The sequence below is a fragment of the Pseudomonas crudilactis genome (assembly GCF_013433315.1).
Lineage (GTDB): Bacteria > Pseudomonadota > Gammaproteobacteria > Pseudomonadales > Pseudomonadaceae > Aquipseudomonas > Aquipseudomonas crudilactis.
In genome coordinates this window covers 252290-268871 of sequence record NZ_WXVV01000002.1, presented here as the reverse complement: position 1 = coordinate 268871, position 16582 = coordinate 252290, and the positions used below count along the sequence as shown (strand labels likewise).

General features: G+C 58.7%; 18 protein-coding genes. 7 read left to right on the top strand and 11 right to left on the bottom strand.

Annotation, left to right across the window (positions count from 1 at the left end; translation table 11 throughout):
• Nucleotides 1-28: 28 nt before the first annotated feature.
• The gene (gene cls, locus GTU76_RS03640) at nt 29-1468 is read right to left on the bottom strand and encodes a cardiolipin synthase (RefSeq protein WP_180698086.1); all 1440 of its coding nucleotides are present in this window, start codon (nt 1466-1468) and stop codon (nt 29-31) included.
• 131 nt (nt 1469-1599) lie between these two features.
• Here cls and GTU76_RS03635 point away from each other — a divergent pair, with 131 nt between their 5' ends.
• The gene (locus GTU76_RS03635) at nt 1600-2118 is read left to right on the top strand and encodes a DUF3617 domain-containing protein (RefSeq protein WP_007912033.1); all 519 of its coding nucleotides are present in this window, start codon (nt 1600-1602) and stop codon (nt 2116-2118) included.
• A 97-nt stretch (nt 2119-2215) separates the two neighbouring features.
• Here GTU76_RS03635 and GTU76_RS03630 read toward each other — a convergent pair whose 3' ends face one another.
• The 6 genes from GTU76_RS03630 to folE2 are packed head-to-tail and all read right to left on the bottom strand — an operon-like array spanning nt 2216 to nt 7423.
• A complete protein-coding gene (locus GTU76_RS03630) occupies nt 2216-3547 on the bottom strand; it encodes a dihydroorotase (protein WP_180698085.1) in 1332 nt (443 codons plus the stop codon).
• 4 nt (nt 3548-3551) lie between these two features.
• Nucleotides 3552-4112, bottom strand: coding sequence for a gamma carbonic anhydrase family protein (locus GTU76_RS03625; protein WP_016984029.1), 561 nt, complete (start codon nt 4110-4112; stop codon nt 3552-3554).
• Entirely contained in the window at nt 4109-4984 is an 876-nt protein-coding gene (locus GTU76_RS03620) for a metal ABC transporter substrate-binding protein (RefSeq protein ID WP_175552723.1), read from the bottom strand. The genes GTU76_RS03625 and GTU76_RS03620 overlap by 4 nt, the downstream gene beginning before the upstream one ends.
• A gap of 11 nt (nt 4985-4995) precedes the next feature.
• A complete protein-coding gene (locus GTU76_RS03615) occupies nt 4996-5862 on the bottom strand; it encodes a metal ABC transporter permease (protein ID WP_180698084.1) in 867 nt (288 codons plus the stop codon).
• Nucleotides 5862-6530, bottom strand: a complete 669-nt coding sequence (locus GTU76_RS03610; protein WP_016984026.1) for a metal ABC transporter ATP-binding protein — start codon at nt 6528-6530, stop codon at nt 5862-5864. Before GTU76_RS03610 ends, GTU76_RS03615 begins: the two co-directional genes overlap by 1 nt.
• Nucleotides 6527-7423 carry a GTP cyclohydrolase FolE2 gene (gene folE2 / locus GTU76_RS03605; protein WP_016984025.1) on the bottom strand — a complete coding sequence of 299 codons (897 nt, stop codon included), beginning with the start codon at nt 7421-7423 and terminating at the stop codon, nt 6527-6529. The genes GTU76_RS03610 and folE2 overlap by 4 nt, the downstream gene beginning before the upstream one ends.
• Nucleotides 7424-7507: 84 nt before the next feature.
• Between folE2 and GTU76_RS03600 the strand changes: the two genes are divergently transcribed.
• On the top strand, nt 7508-8707 hold the full coding sequence (locus tag GTU76_RS03600; RefSeq protein ID WP_180698083.1) for an N-acetylmuramoyl-L-alanine amidase: 1200 nt from the start codon (nt 7508-7510) through the stop codon (nt 8705-8707).
• Here GTU76_RS03600 and GTU76_RS03595 read toward each other — a convergent pair.
• On the bottom strand, nt 8704-9081 hold the full coding sequence (locus GTU76_RS03595) for a glutamine synthetase (protein ID WP_175552720.1): 378 nt from the start codon (nt 9079-9081) through the stop codon (nt 8704-8706). The two genes, GTU76_RS03600 and GTU76_RS03595, sit on opposite strands and share 4 nt — an antisense overlap.
• A 222-nt stretch (nt 9082-9303) precedes the next feature.
• On the opposite strand from GTU76_RS03595, the gene zigA reads away from it, so the two are divergent.
• Both zigA and GTU76_RS03585 read left to right on the top strand, forming a co-directional pair.
• On the top strand, nt 9304-10509 hold the full coding sequence (gene zigA / locus GTU76_RS03590) for a zinc metallochaperone GTPase ZigA (RefSeq protein ID WP_180698082.1): 1206 nt from the start codon (nt 9304-9306) through the stop codon (nt 10507-10509).
• A complete protein-coding gene (locus GTU76_RS03585; RefSeq protein WP_180698081.1) occupies nt 10509-11153 on the top strand; it encodes a DUF1826 domain-containing protein in 645 nt (214 codons plus the stop codon). Before zigA ends, GTU76_RS03585 begins: the two co-directional genes overlap by 1 nt.
• A 4-nt stretch (nt 11154-11157) precedes the next feature.
• Here the strand turns inward: GTU76_RS03585 and GTU76_RS03580 are convergent, their stop codons facing one another.
• A complete protein-coding gene (locus GTU76_RS03580; protein ID WP_016984020.1) occupies nt 11158-11514 on the bottom strand; it encodes a hypothetical protein in 357 nt (118 codons plus the stop codon).
• 29 nt (nt 11515-11543) lie between these two features.
• On the opposite strand from GTU76_RS03580, the gene GTU76_RS03575 reads away from it, so the two are divergent.
• Entirely contained in the window at nt 11544-12509 is a 966-nt protein-coding gene (locus GTU76_RS03575; protein ID WP_175552718.1) for a CobW family GTP-binding protein, read from the top strand.
• 6 nt (nt 12510-12515) lie between these two features.
• Here the strand turns inward: GTU76_RS03575 and GTU76_RS03570 are convergent, their stop codons facing one another.
• Entirely contained in the window at nt 12516-12929 is a 414-nt protein-coding gene (locus GTU76_RS03570; protein ID WP_026000521.1) for a DUF3301 domain-containing protein, read from the bottom strand.
• A 117-nt stretch (nt 12930-13046) separates the two neighbouring features.
• Between GTU76_RS03570 and pdxY the strand changes: the two genes are divergently transcribed.
• A complete protein-coding gene (pdxY, locus tag GTU76_RS03565) occupies nt 13047-13919 on the top strand; it encodes a pyridoxal kinase PdxY (RefSeq protein WP_007912061.1) in 873 nt (290 codons plus the stop codon).
• 117 nt (nt 13920-14036) lie between these two features.
• Here pdxY and GTU76_RS03560 read toward each other — a convergent pair whose 3' ends face one another.
• Entirely contained in the window at nt 14037-14519 is a 483-nt protein-coding gene (locus GTU76_RS03560) for an acyl-CoA thioesterase (protein WP_003229693.1), read from the bottom strand.
• A gap of 279 nt (nt 14520-14798) precedes the next feature.
• Here GTU76_RS03560 and GTU76_RS03555 point away from each other — a divergent pair, with 279 nt between their 5' ends.
• Complete coding sequence (locus tag GTU76_RS03555; RefSeq protein ID WP_180698080.1) at nt 14799-16562, top strand: cation:proton antiporter; 1764 nt, start codon at nt 14799-14801, stop codon at nt 16560-16562.
• Nucleotides 16563-16582: the final 20 nt, after the last annotated feature.

Sequence of the window (16582 nt, the reverse complement as noted above, 5' to 3'; positions counted from 1 at the left end):
TTTTCTCTCTTCCTTTGGGGGGAGGGTTTCAAAGAATCGGCGAAATCAGCCGGGCGATCCGCATGCCGACTTGTTGCAGGCGGTGGATCTCCCGGCTTTCTTCTTTGGCGATTTCGTAGGCTTGCTCGAAATCCGCGATGAGCATGTTTTCCACACTGGCGGCAAAGTCACTGTCGACGGTCAGCAGCATCACTTCGAAATTCAGCCGGAACGAACGGTTGTCCAGATTGGCACTGCCAATGGCGCTGATTTCGCTGTCGATCAACACCACTTTCTGATGCAGGAAACCGGGTTCGTAGCGGAACACCCGCACACCGGCGCGCACTGCTTCGAATGCATAGAGGCTGGAAGCGGCGTAAACGATGCGGTGATCGGGACGCGACGGCAGTAGCAGACGCACATCGACGCCGCGCAACACCGCCAATCTCAACGCTGCAAATACCGCTTCATCGGGGATGAAATACGGGCTGGTGATCCACACCCGTTCGGTCGCCGCGTGGATCGCTTCGACGAAGAACAGCGAGCAGGTTTCATAGGCATCCGCCGGGCCGCTGGCGAGCAATTGGCAGAGCACGCCGTCATCCGGGTATTCATCGGGCAGGATCAGCGGCGGCAGGGTACGCGCAGCCCAGAACCAGTCTTCGGCAAACGACTCCTGCATGCATGCGACCACCGGGCCACGTACTTTCACATGGGTATCGCGCCAAGGTGCCAGCGGTGGTTTTTCGCCCATGTATTCATCGCCAACGTTATGCCCGCCGACAAAGCCGACTACGCCGTCGACCACGACGATCTTGCGGTGGTTACGGAAGTTGACCTGAAAGCGATTGAGCCAGCCGCTGCGTGTGGCGAAGGCTTTCACCTCGACGCCAGCATCGCGCAGCAGCTGCACATAGCTGTGGGGCAGGGCGTGGCTGCCGATGCGGTCGTAAAGCAGATGAATCGCCACACCTTCGGCAGCTTTCTTCAGCAGCAGGTCGCGCAGACGCTGGCCGAGTCGATCATCGTGAATGATGAAAAACTGGATCAGCACCGCTTCTTTCGCCTGATCGATGGCCTGGAAAATCGCCTCGAAGGTGGCCGTGCCGTTTACCAGCAATTGCACTTCGTTGTTCGCCAGACAAGGCATACGTCCCAGTTTGGGCATCGCGCGTAACGAGGCGTAGGCATTCGAGGCGCGCGCGGTCAGTGCCTCTTCCACCCACGGGCGCCAGTTCAGTTCGGAGATCGCCTGACGCATCTGTTCGTTGGCCTGACGCCGCGCCTTGATGTAACCATCAAAAGTGCTGCGGCCAAACACCAGGTACGGAATAAGCGTGAGGTAGGGAATGAATATCAGCGACAATGCCCAAGCGATCGAGCCTTGAGCCGTGCGTACGGTGAGCACCGCGTGAATCGCGGCGATCAAGCCGAGGGTGTGTATCAGGGCGATCAGATAACCGAAAATGTGCGGTCCAAAATAATCCATGGGGCAGCCTTGCTCCGGAAGATTCAATGCTTAACAGACCATGTTCTGTCGCGAATGTCGCTATTTAATTGGTGCATGAACCGAAGCAATCGGCCGACGTCTAACGGCCACTACTGATCAGGAGTTTTTCGATGAACGTTCGTCTGCTGGGTTTGGCGCTGGGCCTGGGTTTGGCATTGCCGGTGGTTGCGCAGGCGCAGATGCTGCAGCCGGGGCTGTGGGAAATGACATCGAGCAACGTCAAGGTCGATGATCAGCCGATGGATGTGCAATCGATCCTCGGCCAGCTGCAAGGCCAGATGACCCCGCAACAGCGCGCGGCGCTGGAGAAGAACGGGATCAATATTGGCGGAAAAGGCATTCGTGCCTGCCTGACACCTGAACAGGTGGCGACCAACGATATTCCGTTGGCCGACCCGCAATCGGGCTGCAAACAGCAGATCACCGAGCGTACCGGCAACCAGTGGAAATTCCGTTTCAGTTGCCCGAAAGCGCAGGGCACCGGGGTGGCAACGTTCCTCAGTGATCGTGAGTTCACCACCGTGGCCAACGGCACGTTCAATGCGATCGGGATCAACCAGAAGGGCAGCCTGGAGACGCGCGCGGTTTGGCTCGGCCAGGATTGCGGCGCTGTGAAACCAAGAGCCTGAAAGCTTCGCGAGCAGGCTCGCTCCCACATTGAAATGCGTTCCAATTGTGGGAGCGACGGTGCGACGATTCGACTTGCTCGCGAAATCGTCCTCAAGCTCAGCGCATAAACCTCAGCGCCAACCCGCGACATCCTTCATTCACCCGACCACCTCTCCAAGCAATCTGCCCCGACACCATCGTCGCGTTCACCCGATGCCGAAAGCTGCGCCCGGCAAACGGCGTCCATCCGCACTGCGACAGAATCGGTTGCCGATCGACCTCCAGCGTCTGCGCCTCAACCAGCACCAGATCCGCCCAATACCCCTCACGCAAATAACCACGATCCGGAATCGCAAACAGATCCGCGACGCGATGGCTGGTCTTCGCCACCAAGGTTGTGATCGGCAAAACCCCATCTGCCACCAGCTCCATCAGCGCCGGCAACGCATGCTGCACCAGTGGCAACCCCGAAGGCGCCTGAGCATAAGGCTGCTGCTTTTCTTCCCAGGTATGCGGCGCGTGATCGCTACCAATAACGTCGAGCCGATTGCTGTTCAACGCTTCACGCAAAGTATCGCGGTCGCTCTGAGTCTTGATCGCCGGGTTGCATTTGATCAGGTTGCCGAGCTTTGAATAGTCGCGATCATCGAACAACAAATGATGCAGACACACCTCAGCGGTGATGCGTTTCTGCGCCAGCGGTTTGTCTTCGAACAATGCCAGTTCACGCGCCGTGGTCAGGTGCAAAACATGCAGGCGCGTACCGTGATTTTTAGCCAGTTCCACCGCGAGCGATGAGGATCGATAACACGCCTCGGCATTACGGATGAGTGGGTGAGCGGCGGCCGGAATACGATCGCCGAACAACTCACGCAGATTGGCCGCGTTGGCGTCGATGCTCGGCGTGTGTTCGCAGTGCGCCAACAGGATGGTCGGCACCTCGGCGAACAGTCGCTCAAGGATGCGCGGATCATCGACCAGCATGTTGCCGGTCGAGGCGCCCATGAACACTTTGACGCCGGCCACTTCACACGGATTGAGTGCGGCAACCGTATCTAGATTGTCCCGGCTCACGCCAAAGTGAAAGCCGTAGTTAGCCACCGAGTTGATCGCCGCCCGGCGCTTTTTATCCGCCAGGGCTTCGAGGGTGAGGGTGGCCGGATTTGTGTTGGGCATGTCCATGAAGCTGGTGATGCCACCGGCCACCGCTGCGCGTGACTCTGTGTGGATGCTGCCCTTGGCCGGCGCACCCGGTTCGCGGAAATGCACTTGGTCATCGATCATCCCCGGCAGTAACCATTGGCCGTTGGCGTCGATTTCTATCGTGGCGCTTTCACCTTCGATGCTGCGTGCAATCTTGACGATGCGTCCGTTGCTGACCAACAGATCGCCGTCGAACTCGCGTCCTTCGTTGACCAGCCTGGCGTTACGAATCAGCACGCTGCTCATGGTTTCAGAACTCGTTCTGCAAGGCTTTGTAGCCGCGCACCAGATCGACGTTGGTGCGCGCCACGTCCTCGGAAAACTCCGAAGCGCTGACACTCACAGGAGGGAACAACGACAGATCTGTACTCGGGCCAATGCGAGTAGTGGAGGGTACATAGAAGGCGTCCGGCAGATCCCGGCCGTCGACCACTGAGTTGTGTCGAACTACGCAACCATTGCCGACCACACAGTTGAACAACACGCTGTTGAAGCCGATGAACACGCGGTCGCCAACGACGCAGGGGCCGTGGACGATCGAGCGGTGGGCGATGGAGCTGAACTCGCCGATGGTCACCGCTGCACCGGATTTGGAGTGGATCACCACGCCGTCCTGGATATTCGAATTGGCGCCGATGATGATCGGCTCCATTTCGCCTGAGGCGTCCACTTCGTCGGCGCGGATCACCGCATAGGGGCCGACGAAGACGTTCTCGCCGATCACCACCTTGCCGCAGATGATCGCGGTTTTATCGACGTAGGCCGACTCGGCGATCTGTGGTAAATCACCTGAAGGATTCTTGCGGATCATGGTCGGCTCAGCGCGTTGTAGAGGGTGTTGAGGTTGTATTCGAACAGACCGGTGAAGGTGCTGGCGGGGCCGCTGGCGGCGAGTGCGTCGGAGTAGAGCGTGCCACCAATGTGCGCGCCGCTTTCGTCGGCGATCTGTTTGAGCAGGCGGGCGTCCTTGATGTTTTCCATGAATACCGCTTTGACTTTGGCCTGACGAATCTGCGTGATCAGTGCTGCGACTTCGGCGGCGGAGGGTTCACGTTCAGTGGACAAACCCTGTGGCGCCATGAAGTCGATGCCGTACGCCTGACCGAGATAACCGAAGGCATCATGGCTGGTGACGATCTTGCGATTGCCCGGCGGCAGCGAACCGAGTTTGCTTTTGGCTTCGGCGAGCAGCGCGTAAATCTGCTTCAGATAGGCTTGGCTGTTGCGTTCGTAGTCAGCCTTGTTCGCCGGGTCGGCAGAGATCAGCGCCTTGGTGATGTTGGCGACGTACAACTCGGCGTTCGCCAGATTGTGCCAGGCATGCGGGTCGGGAACGGTTTGGCCATCTTCATCCAGTGAGCGTGGAATCACGCCATGGCTGGCACTGATGACCGTGGCCTTGGTCTCGGTGCTGGTCACCATTCTATCCAGCCACGGTTCGAAACCGAGGCCGTTCTTGATGATCAGTTTCGCGCTGAGCAGCGCTTTGGCATCGTCCGGCGTCGGCTCGTAGGTGTGCGCATCGGCATCCGGGCCGACCATGTTGGTGATCTGGATATGCTCGCCGCCGACCTGATGGACCATGTCGGCGAGAATGCTGAAGCTGGTGACCACGGGCAGTTTTTCCGCGGCCGACAATGACATCGACAACATCAGGCTGAACAGCACGAGTAGAGCGCGCATCGGGAAACACCTCATTGGGATGTGAGCAACGGTGGGCGGCGCAACAGACCGTGTACCGGCCCGAACACCACGGACAACAGATAGCCAAGGCCTGCTACCAGCACGATGGCCGGGCCGCTGGGCAACGAGTAGTAGAACGAGAGCAACAAGCCGAACCACACCGAGAGGCAACCGATGACGGCTGCGATGGCAATCAGTATCGGCAGACGGCGGCTCCAGAATCGTGAGGCGGCGGCGGGGAGCATCATCAGTCCGACCACCATCAGCGCGCCGATGGCCTGGAAACCGATTACCAGATTCAGCACCACGAGGGTCAGAAAGACGCCATGGGCGAGTGGGCCGAGGCGGCTGACGGTTCTCAGGAACATTGGGTCGAGGGTGTCGAGCAGCAGAGGTTTGTAGATCAGTGCCATCGCGAGAAGGCTGAATCCCGAGACCCACAACATGCCGTTGAGGGTCGGACCGTCGACGGCCAGTGCCGAGCCGAACAGCAGATGAAGGAGATCGAGTCGTTTGCCGGCGATGCCGAGAATCAGCACGCCACTGGCGAGGGAGATCGGGTAGATCGCGGCGAGACTGGCGTCTTCGCGCAGACCGGTGCGGCGAGTGATCCAGGCGGCGAGACCGGCCATGCTCAGACCGGCGCCGAGGCCGCCGAGTGTGAGGGCGGGAAGGCTCAGGCCAGCGAACCAGAATCCCAGTGCGGCGCCGGGGAGGATGCCGTGGGCGACGGCGTCACCGATCAGGCTCATTCGTCGCAGGATCAAAAACACGCCGAGTGGTGCCGTGCTGCACGCCAAGACCAGTCCGCCAAGGAGGGCGCGGCGCATGAACACGAACTCGTTGAACGGTTGCCAGAAGTGGGCGACGGCGAGCATCAGGCCACCTGCGTGTGAGGGGTTTGCTGGATCAGTTCGACGCTGGCGCCGAACACGCATTCACGGTTTTTGATCAGCAAGGTTTGCGGGATGTGTTGGCGTACGGCGGCGAGGTCATGGCAGACCACGACGATTGTTCGGCCTTGGTTATGCCAGGCATGGATGTGCTGCCAGAGCAATTGTTGACCGAGTTCATCGAGGGCGGCATGGGGTTCGTCGAGGAGCAGAACCGGGGCGTCGGTCAGGCTCAAACGAGCGAGCAGGGCGCGCTGTAATTCGCCGCCGGAGAGGGCCATGAGCGGGCGGTGTTCGAGTCCGCTCAGGTGCCAGTTTTCCAGTGCGTCTTTCATGCGTTGTGCGCGCAATCGGGTTGAGAGTCGGCGTCCCCAGAAACCGGCGGCGATCAACTCTTCTAGGCTAATGGGGAATTGGCGGTCGAGGTGCTGTTGTTGGGGCAGGAAAGACAAGCCGCTTTGACGTGGAACACTCAGGCTAACTTTGCCTGCCAAGGGTTTTTGCAGCCCAGCGATGACTTTCAAAAGACTGCTTTTGCCGCAGCCGTTGGCACCGATGATTGCTGTGAGGCTGCCGCTTTCCAGCTCAAGATTCAGGGGCGTGGTCAGCGGTTGACCGGGAGCGCCCCAGCTCAGGGATTGGCAGCGGATCATGCTTGCTCACGCTGCCAGTGGCTTTCGGCGACAGCGTCGTGGGCGTGTAGGCTTTCGGCGTGGATCACGCGCAGGTGGAACTGGTTAACGCCGGGTGTGCGGCGAAGTGCGAGATTCAGCCGGCGTGCGGCGTCTTCGCAGAACATCAGGTTCTGTCCATTGGCGAGGGCGAAGGCTTGTTCATCGGCGCGTTTGACCGCTGTTTGTACGGCGGTGCCGAGGGCCGCTTCGGCGTCATTGATGATCACGCTCAGCGGTAATTCATCGATGAACTCGTCGAGGTGCAGATGAAGTTGTGCGGTGCTGCGTTGACTGTGAGGGGTGGCGATGATGCCTTGGGTCGAGCCGAGCCAGGCTAGAACCTCTGCATGCTGAAGGGCCTTATTGGCGAAGTCGTCGACGAATTGTTGCTGGATCAACTGTCGAGCCAAGGCAGCTGAACAAGGGCAAGTCGACGAGTAAGGCACTTCGATCTTGAGTTCCACGTGGAACATCTTGTTTTTCATGCTGGCTGAAATGGTCGCTGGATAGGATTTCCAACCGGCCAATGGACTGATCAACGCAGGGCGCTTCAGCAGTAAATCGGTGTGGATATTCAGGAAGGCACAGTTGGATAAACCTTCGTGGCTATCAAGAAAACGTTTCAGCACTTGGTACAGCAGAGCAGGGCTAAGGCTCTGTTGTTCTAGCGATTCCAGCGCCAGATAAAGCCGCGACATGTGAATCCCGCGAGCCTCGCCGTCATCCAGACTCACTCCCGCATCTGCCTTCGCGCTCAAGCGTTGGCCTTCCAATAAAACAGGTAACGCGATGCCATGCATGCCCACCCATTCGAGGGGCAAGGCTTGGCGAGCGGATTGCGCAGCGATATCCGGAAGTGTCAGCGAATTCATGTTCGGAACCGTCGTGTTGATTGAAATCAATGTTACATTATAACAATACAAATCACGACGCCTTTTTCATGAACAGGCTTTCATATGCACAGACGCCATCTGCTCAATCTGATTCTGGCCAGCACGGCCTTCGCCCTTCCTTTCAGTGCTTCGGCCACGCAGATTCGCAACGCGCGGCTATGGCGTTCTGATGAGAAACTGCGATTGGTCTTTGATTTGAGTGGGCCGGTGCGCTACAAAACCTTCACCCTCAGCGCTCCGGAGCGGCTGATCATTGATGTGTCCGGTGCGAGCGTTGGCGCAGATTTCAGCCAACTGGCGCTGAACGGTACAGTGATTCGTTCGATTCGCTCCGGGCCTTTTGGCCACGGTGATACGCGGATTGTCCTGGATCTGAGCAGCCCAACGCTGCTGAACAGCTTCCTTTTGGCGCCGCAGAACGGCCAGGGTCATCGCTTGGTTCTCGATTTGGTTCGCGCCAAGTCCGCGACAAATACGCCAATGGTTCCACGTGAAACACCTGCGCTGAAGGCACATCCAAGACGAGACATCATTGTTGTCGTCGACCCAGGTCATGGCGGAAAGGATCCCGGCGCAGTCGGCGCCAAGGGGGAACGAGAAAAGGATGTGGTGCTTTCCATTGCGCAGTTGCTCGCCAAACGCCTGAAAAAAGAGAAAGGCTTCGATGTGAAACTGGTGCGCAATGACGATTTTTTCGTTCCATTGCGCAAGCGCGTGGAGATCGCGCGCCAGCACAAGGCTGACATGTTTATCTCAGTGCACGCCGACGCGGCTCCGCGTCTGACCGCTTCCGGGGCATCGGTCTATTGTCTGTCGGAGGGCGGTGCAACGTCGGCAACGGCACGATTCATGGCGCAGCGGGAGAACGGTGCAGATCTGCTCGGCGCCAGCCTGCTCAATCTGAAAGATAAAGATCCGATGCTGGCCGGGGTGATTCTCGATATGTCGATGAACGCTACGATCGCCGCCAGTCTGCAATTGGGAGGCGCGGTTCTGGGGAGTCTGGCCGGCATCACCACACTCCATCAGAAGCGGGTGGAACAGGCAGGATTCGCAGTCCTGAAATCGCCAGATGTACCTTCGATTCTGGTGGAGACCGGCTTCATTTCCAATGCACGCGACAGTCGGCGACTGGTCACGGCGCGACACCAGCAGGCTGTGGCCAACGGCTTGTTTGACGGTTTAAAGCGTTACTTTGAAAAGAACCCGCCTGTCGACAGTTATCTTGCCTGGCAGAAAGCCCAACAAAACACGCCGGTTTAGCAGCCAGTAATGCGGCTGCAGGTGAATTTAGCACTGCCGCCGCCCGAGCTGGAGAAGCGATTGATGGTCGTCCAGCCGACACGTCGAGTGTAGCCAACCCAGGCTTCGCCATCAGAGGCGATCCCGGTGAAGAACGTCAATTGGCCGAAACGACTGTTGGTCTGCGCCCAATAACGCCGGCCGTTCTTTTCAAAACCCCGCAGATAAAGGGTGTTGCCGACGGTGTTGACGCTATAAGCGTTGCCGTCGGCGTCCACGCACGCCAGCAGATTGGCGCTCCGCGTACAGCTGGCGAGCGCTGGCAATTGAGCGCAGGCGTTGCCGGCCAGCAATAACCCAAGGCTCAACATTGAGCATTTCAGCGCATTTTTCATGGTGAGTTCCGGGCTCGGGATTGGCACAGCTTCCTGCTCTTTGTCGATCAGGACAAGAGAAGGCTGGTGTCTTCTTATTGTTATACTATAACATTGATTCGAATTAAGCCTGGGCAGGCCAATTTCAAAGCGTTTGTTTTCTACGTGATTCACCGTGGGAGGCGCGAAAACGCCACGCGCAGCAAAAGCGCCAATTGGCTGCCTTCTGAAGAGGATTATCCAATGTCAGCAGAGTTGCCTGTCACCGTACTTTCAGGATTTCTCGGTGCTGGAAAAAGTACACTTTTGAATTACGTACTACGTAACCGAGAGGGTTTGCGCGTAGCTGTTATCGTCAATGATATGAGCGAGATCAATATTGATGGCAGCGAAGTCCAGCGTGATGTCAGCCTGAATCGTGCAGAAGAAAAAATAGTCGAAATGAGTAACGGCTGTATCTGCTGTACGTTACGCGAAGATCTGCTGGAAGAGGTAAGCAAGCTGGCCCGTGAAGATCGCTTCGATTATCTGCTGATCGAATCCACCGGGATTTCCGAGCCATTGCCCGTGGCAGAGACGTTTACCTTCCGCGATGAATACGGCCAAAGCCTCTCCGACATCGCCCGGCTCGACACCATGGTCACTGTAGTCGACGGGGTGAATTTTCTGCCGGACTACCAAGCGGCGGAAAGCCTCGCCTCCCGTGGCGAGATCCTTGGCGAAGAAGACGAACGCTCCATCACCGATCTGTTGATCGAACAAATCGAGTTCGCCGACGTGTTGTTGATCAGCAAGATCGACTTGATCAGCCAGCGCGAGCGTGAGGAGTTGATCGCGATCCTCCAGCGTCTCAATGCCCAAGCGGAAATCATCCCGATGGTGATGGGTGAGGTACCGTTGGAAAAAGTCCTCAATACCGGACGTTTCGATTTCGAAAAAGCCGCGCAGGCCCCCGGTTGGCTGCAGGAGTTACGCGGTGAGCACGTGCCGGAAACCGATGAGTACGGCATTGCCTCCACAGCCTATCGCGCCCGCCGGCCCTTTCACCCGCAACGCTTCTTCAGCTTTATCGACCGTCCTTGGCTGAACGGTAAGTTGCTGCGCTCCAAAGGCTTCTTCTGGCTCGCGAGCAAACCCACTGACGCGGGTAGTTGGTCGCAGGCCGGTGGTTTGATGCGCCATGGTTTTGCCGGGCACTGGTGGCGTTTCGTGCCAAAGAAGCAGTGGCCACAAGAGAAGGAAAGCACCGCCGCCATCATGGAAAACTGGACGCCGAGCGTAGGAGACTGCCGCCAGGAACTGGTGTTCATCGGGCAGAACATCGATTTCCTGCAGCTCTCTGCCGAACTCGATGCCTGCCTGCTTACCGATGATGAAATGGCACTCGGTGTCGAAGGCTGGCGATTGTTGCCGGATCCGTTCGGCCCTTGGCACGAAGAGGCCGCCTGATGCTCGCGCTTGAATTGCTGCAAAACCGCACGCGCCACCAGCATCAAGGCCCGACACCGAAAGCGCTGACGCGAATTCTCGAAGACGACACCAACCTTGCCGTCTGGCAACGCCAACTACCGTTGCACATCAGCGAATTCGCTCACTTGCTGCTGTCGCTCAACGAGCCTTTGGCGGAGTCACTGTGTCTGGAGTTGCCGGATGAGGACGCGGAGCCTGATCTTGCCGGTCTGGCTCTGGGCTTCCGCGATATGGAGGGCTACGAAGGCTTTATCGCCGACCTGAAATGGTTAGTCAGCGCCTTCGCCTGCTTGCTCGGTGCGCGGCGTATCGGCCTGCGCCTGCGGGTGCTGGATAAAGCCATGTGCCCGCGCTTTCACGTTGATCATGTGCCGGTGCGGCTGATCACGACCTACGCCGGCGTCGGCAGCCAATGGCTCAAGGAAGGCGCGATGGATCGCAGTCAATTGGGGCAGGCCAACGCCGAGCCCCAAGCGCAAATACAGCAACTCAATTGCGGCGACGTCGCCTTACTGAAAGGCGAGAAATCGCGTGGCAATGAAGGCTTCGGCCTGATTCACCGCTCGCCGCAGCCGGCCGCAGGTGAGCGTCGTCTGATAATGACCCTCGACTGGCTCGGTTGACGCCTCAAGGCTTGAGCCAAGAACCCTGGCTCTGGCCTTCGCAGTACGGTTTCAGATACGCGGCATCCGTGGCGACGCCGTAATAGTGGATATCCTGGCGATAAGGCATATTGGCGACTTGCGCGTTGCTGCACACGCCAAACGCGCCGCTCGGGCATTGATCGACGTATTGCACCTCGACTTTTTGTCCGGCAAGGGTTGGCTGGCAGAAGCCGTCGTTGAACAGTTTTTCAGGAATATTGCGGTTCTGCTGACAGACTTTGACGTCAAGCCGCTCGCCCTGACTGTGCACCACGCAGGCCTGAGCCCACGCTTCGCTCGACAGCAGCGTCAACAGCAACGACCATCCCATCCAACGCATCTTTGCATCTCCCAAGAAAGCTTCCCGCCATGTTGCAGAACATTCCTACCCATGTCATTGCTGGCCCTTTGGGCGCTGGCAAGACCAGCCTGATTCGTCAACTGATGGCCCAACGGCCGGAAGGTGAGCGTTGGGCGGTGCTGATCAACGAGTTCGGCCAGATCGGCCTCGATGCCGCACTGCTGACGAGTGACGCCGATGGTATCGCACTGGGCGAGGTAGCCGGGGGCTGCCTGTGTTGCGTCAATGGCGCGCCTTTTCAGATTGGTCTTGGGCGGTTGTTGCGCAAGGCGAGGCCGGATCGGCTATTCATCGAACCCTCCGGGCTGGGGCATCCGGCGCAGTTGATTAAACAGTTGAATGAGGCGCCGTGGCGGGGTGTGCTGGCGGTGCAGCCGTGTGTGCTGGTGCTGGATGCTCAGGCGCTTGAAGCGGGGAAAGCCTTGCCGGCAGCGCAACAGGAAGCCTTGGAAACCGCTGGTCTGCTGTTGTTGAACAAGGCTGAAAACCTTGATGACAGGGCCAGGGAAAAAATCGCTAGCCAGTTGCCGGCAGTGCCGTTGGTTTGGACTCGAGAGGCGCTATTAAGCCTGAGCGAACTGCCGGGCCTGGCCGCAAAAGCGCTCAACGGTGTGGATAACCTGGCCGTACCCAAGGGATTAGGACAAATGCCGTCCGTCTGGACGGATCCGGCGCTGCCGATTTGCCTGAGTCAGGCGCAGGAGGGGGGCTGGAGCATTGGTTGGCGTTGGCATCCGGGGCAGACGTTCGACAAGCGGCGCATGGCTGACTGGCTAGCCAGCCTCAATTGGCAGCGGGCGAAACTGGTTATCCACAGCTCGGAGGGCTGGGTATCTGCGAATGCCTTGGATAACGGAGAGTTGATTTGGCAGGCTAGCGAATGGCGGAAAGATTCACGAATCGAGCTGATCTTCGTCGACCCGCACAATATCGCTGAGTTACAGAAGGGTTTGGCGCAATGCCGGATTCAGTGAATCAGCTCAAGGCTTCCACTTTGTATGTTCCTGGCGCCACTGGCTTAACTCGATGACTTCGGCGCGCGGCTTGTGTACTTCAACCACCGGTGGTGTGTCGTCGAACGGTGCCGGGTAGGGCGCCAGCTCGATTTGCGCACTGTGCGCGCCAAACTGGGTGATCGTGCCGTTATGCCGGGTTTCGCCGGTCACAGTGAATTCAAAGTTGTACACCCGCGCCAATCGTCGGCGACCGTTGGCATCCTTGATGAAGCCGATTTTCTTCAGGGCGACGTTGCCGTCAAGCAACTCGACCCGCACGTTCAGGCAATGCTGCTTGACCCGCTCCAGCGCCCGCTCGCGCAAGCCGTGGTTGTGCCATAGCCAGGCGCCGGCAGCGGCGAACAGTATCAGCACGAAGATGTTTTCCAGGGTCAGCATCAACATCGAACTCCAAAAGATAGCGTCAGCTTAACTGCGTCGCCGGTCTGTCGTACAGGCTGCGTTTCGTCGCATACTGCGCGGCTTGAATTTCAATCGTTTTACGGAATGACCCGAATGAAACGTACGCCTCATCTGCTCGCCATTCAGTCCCACGTGGTGTTCGGCCACGCCGGCAACAGCGCCGCGGTTTTTCCGATGCAGCGGGTTGGGGTCAATGTCTGGCCGCTCAACACCGTGCAGTTTTCCAACCACACCCAGTACGGCCAATGGGCTGGCGAAGTGCTGGCGCCGCAGCAGATTCCCGAGCTGGTTGAAGGTATCGCAGCGATTGGCGAGCTGGGCAACTGCGATGCGGTGCTGTCCGGATACCTTGGCAGCGCGGCGCAGGGTCGAGCGATCCTCAGCGGCGTCGAGCGCATCAAATCGGTCAACCCGAAAGCGCTGTATCTGTGTGATCCGGTGATGGGCCATCCGGAGAAGGGTTGCAGCGTGCCGACCGAAGTCAGCGATTTCCTCTTGGAGGAAGCAGCAGCCGTGGCGGACATCATGTGTCCGAACCAGTTGGAGCTGGACAGCTTCTCCGGGCGTAAGCCACAGTCGCTGTTCGATTGCCTGGCAATGGCGCGGGCCTTGCTGGCGCGTGGGCCGAAAGCAGTACTGGTCAAGCATCTGGACTATCCGGGCAAACCGGCCGATGGCTTCGAGATGTTGTTGGTGACGGCTGAAGGCAGCTGGCATCTGCGCCGTCCGCTGCTGGCGTTTCCGCGTCAGCCAGTGGGCGTGGGCGATCTGACGTCTGGCCTGTTTCTGGCGCGGGTGTTGTTGGGCGATAGCCTGGTGGCGGCGTTTGAATTCACGGCGGCGGCGGTGCATGAGGTGCTGTTGGAAACTCAAGCCTGCGCCAGCTATGAGCTGCAACTGGTGCGGGCGCAGGATCGCATTGCGCATCCGCGGGTGAAGTTCGAGGCGACGGCGATCAGTCTGTAAGACCGCGTTGCCCCCATTCGCGAGCAAGCTCGCTCCCACACTGGATCTGTGGCGTACACAAAACCAAATTTGGGAGCGAGCTTGCTCGCGAAAGCGGTCATCCGATCGCTATAAATCTCAGGCGTCGCCCTTGATTTCCTGATAGCGCTTCTCCAGCTCCTGGCGAATCTGCCGACGCTGCTGCGCCTGCATGTAGCGACGCTTGTCTTCACTGTTCTGCGGTTGCAGCGGCGGCACTGCGGCCGGCTTGCGCTGGTCATCCACCGCAACCATGGTGAAGAAGCAGCTGTTGGTGTGGCGCACCGAACGCTCGCGAATGTTTTCGGTGACGACTTTGATGCCGACCTCCATCGACGTGTTGCCAGTGTAGTTGACCGAGGCGAGGAAGGTCACCAGTTCGCCGACATGAATCGGCTCGCGGAAAATCACCTGATCCACCGACAGCGTTACCACGTAGCGGCCGGCATAACGGCTCGCGCAGGCGTAGGCCACTTCGTCGAGGTATTTGAGCAGGGTGCCGCCGTGGACATTGCCTGAGAAGTTGGCCATGTCGGGGGTCATCAGTACCGTCATCGACAGCTGGGCGTTTCCGGGTTCCATAACGTTCTCACGGATCAAGGCTGATTTCTGGAAGCACCTCTGCGGGTGCCTGGTCACTTTTCAAAAGCACCGTTATCGGGACGCCGGGCGACTGGCCGCCGTCACGCCGGAATCGATCTGTTTCCATATATTGCACCGCCTTTCAGGCGGAAGTCGCGGTGTTACCCTGCAAAAGCCCGCCTCAAGGGCAATTCCCACACGAAAAGCGGATTTTTACCTAGCTCGCTCAGACATTTCTGACGTCTGCTCGCGAGCCTCGTCATCCAAGGAGCCCACGCCATGCATGCCATCAGTTTTATTCAGGACCTGGCAGTGATCATGTTGGTCGCAGGTGTGGTGACCGTGTTGTTCCACCGCTTCAAGCAGCCGGTAGTGCTTGGCTATATCGTCGCTGGCTTCATCATCGGTCCGCACACACCGCCGTTCGGCCTGATCCACGACGAAGAAACCATCAAGACCCTCGCTGAACTCGGGGTGATATTCCTGATGTTCTGCCTCGGGCTGGAGTTCAGCCTGCGCAAGCTGTTCAAGGTCGGCGCCACGGCGTTTATCGCGGCGTTTCTCGAAATCGTGCTGATGATCTGGATCGGCTACGAGATCGGCCAATGGTTTGACTGGAACACCATGGACTCGCTGTTCCTAGGCGCGATTCTGGCGATTTCCTCGACCACCATCATCGTCAAGGCGCTCAATGACCTGAAGATGAAGAACGAGCGCTTTGCTCAGTTGATCTTCGGTGTGCTGATTGTTGAAGACATCCTTGGCATCGGCATCATTGCGCTGCTATCCAGCATCGCGGTCAGCGGTACGGTCAGCTCCGGCGAAGTGTTTTCCACTGTTGGCAAGCTGTCGTTGTTCATGATTGTCGCGTTGGTCATCGGCATTCTGTTGGTGCCGCGCCTGCTGGCTTACGTAGCAAAATTCGAAAGCAACGAGATGCTGTTGATCACCGTGCTCGGCCTGTGTTTCGGCTTCTGTCTGCTGGTGGTCAAACTCGAATACAGCATGGTGCTCGGCGCGTTCCTGATCGGCGCGATCATGGCTGAGTCGCGGCAATTGCTGAAGATCGAGCGCCTGATTGAACCGGTCCGCGACCTGTTCAGTGCGATTTTCTTCGTCGCCATCGGACTGATGCTTGATCCGCTGATTCTGCTGCAATACGCGTGGCCGATTGCGGTGATCACCGTAGCCGTGGTGCTCGGCAAGATGTTGTCCTGCGGCCTCGGGGCGTTTATCGCCGGCAATGACGGACGCACCTCGCTGCGTGTGGGAATGGGTCTGTCACAGATTGGCGAATTTTCCTTCATCATCGCCGCACTGGGCATGACACTGCAGGTGACCAGCAACTTCCTTTATCCGGTCGCTGTGGCGGTGTCGGTGATTACGACGTTGCTGACGCCTTATCTGATTCGCGCGGCTGATCCGCTGTCGATCAAGCTGTCGGCGGCGGTGCCCAAGCCTGTAGGCCGTGTACTGGGCATGTACGGTGAATGGCTGCGCAGCATCCAGCCGCAAGGCGAGGGCGCGATGCTGGCGTCGATCATCCGCAAGATCCTGCTACAGGTCGGGGTCAATCTGGCGTTGGTGATTGCGATCTTCTTTAGCGGGGCATTTTTCGCTGCGCGCCTCTCGGCTTGGCTACAGGACTGGATCAGCGATCCGAGCTGGCAGAAAGCGTTGATCTGGGGCGGGGCGCTGCTGCTGTCGTTGCCGTTCCTGATCGCCGCTTATCGCAAGCTCAAGGCGTTGTCGATGCTGCTGGCGGAGATGGGTGTCAAGCCAGAGATGGCCGGGCGTCACACGCAGCGAGTGCGGCGGGTGATCTCCGAGGTGATCCCGATTCTCTCGCTGCTGGTGATTTTCCTGCTGTTGGCAGCCTTGTCGGCCAGTATTCTGCCGACCAACAAGTTGCTGGTGCTGATCGCCGTGGTCGCGGCCGCCGTGGCGGCGTTGCTCTGGCGCTGGTTCATCCGCGTGCATACGCGGATGCAGGTGGCGCTGCTGGAAACCCTCGACAACCATAAAGAGTCGTCGGGGCATTGACCGCCGGGGGTATCTGGCTG

Excerpts from the sequence above, each read along its gene's own strand:
- GTU76_RS03625 (WP_016984029.1), bottom strand. The coding sequence starts at position 4,112 with ATGATCCGCAAGAATCCTTCAGGTGATTTACCACAGATCGCCGAGTCG.
- folE2 (WP_016984025.1), bottom strand. The coding sequence starts at position 7,423 with ATGAATTCGCTGACACTTCCGGATATCGCTGCGCAATCCGCTCGCCAA.
- GTU76_RS03620 (WP_175552723.1), bottom strand. The coding sequence starts at position 4,984 with ATGCGCGCTCTACTCGTGCTGTTCAGCCTGATGTTGTCGATGTCATTG.
- zigA (WP_180698082.1), top strand. The coding sequence starts at position 9,304 with ATGTCAGCAGAGTTGCCTGTCACCGTACTTTCAGGATTTCTCGGTGCT.
- GTU76_RS03570 (WP_026000521.1), bottom strand. The coding sequence starts at position 12,929 with ATGCTGACCCTGGAAAACATCTTCGTGCTGATACTGTTCGCCGCTGCC.
- GTU76_RS03600 (WP_180698083.1), top strand. The coding sequence starts at position 7,508 with ATGCACAGACGCCATCTGCTCAATCTGATTCTGGCCAGCACGGCCTTC.
- GTU76_RS03585 (WP_180698081.1), top strand. The coding sequence starts at position 10,509 with ATGCTCGCGCTTGAATTGCTGCAAAACCGCACGCGCCACCAGCATCAA.
- GTU76_RS03575 (WP_175552718.1), top strand. The coding sequence starts at position 11,544 with ATGTTGCAGAACATTCCTACCCATGTCATTGCTGGCCCTTTGGGCGCT.
- GTU76_RS03610 (WP_016984026.1), bottom strand. The coding sequence starts at position 6,530 with ATGATCCGCTGCCAATCCCTGAGCTGGGGCGCTCCCGGTCAACCGCTG.
- pdxY (WP_007912061.1), top strand. The coding sequence starts at position 13,047 with ATGAAACGTACGCCTCATCTGCTCGCCATTCAGTCCCACGTGGTGTTC.
- GTU76_RS03615 (WP_180698084.1), bottom strand. The coding sequence starts at position 5,862 with ATGCTCGCCGTCGCCCACTTCTGGCAACCGTTCAACGAGTTCGTGTTC.
- GTU76_RS03580 (WP_016984020.1), bottom strand. The coding sequence starts at position 11,514 with ATGCGTTGGATGGGATGGTCGTTGCTGTTGACGCTGCTGTCGAGCGAA.
- GTU76_RS03630 (WP_180698085.1), bottom strand. The coding sequence starts at position 3,547 with ATGAGCAGCGTGCTGATTCGTAACGCCAGGCTGGTCAACGAAGGACGC.
- GTU76_RS03555 (WP_180698080.1), top strand. The coding sequence starts at position 14,799 with ATGCATGCCATCAGTTTTATTCAGGACCTGGCAGTGATCATGTTGGTC.
- GTU76_RS03560 (WP_003229693.1), bottom strand. The coding sequence starts at position 14,519 with ATGGAACCCGGAAACGCCCAGCTGTCGATGACGGTACTGATGACCCCC.
- cls (WP_180698086.1), bottom strand. The coding sequence starts at position 1,468 with ATGGATTATTTTGGACCGCACATTTTCGGTTATCTGATCGCCCTGATA.
- GTU76_RS03595 (WP_175552720.1), bottom strand. The coding sequence starts at position 9,081 with ATGAAAAATGCGCTGAAATGCTCAATGTTGAGCCTTGGGTTATTGCTG.
- GTU76_RS03635 (WP_007912033.1), top strand. The coding sequence starts at position 1,600 with ATGAACGTTCGTCTGCTGGGTTTGGCGCTGGGCCTGGGTTTGGCATTG.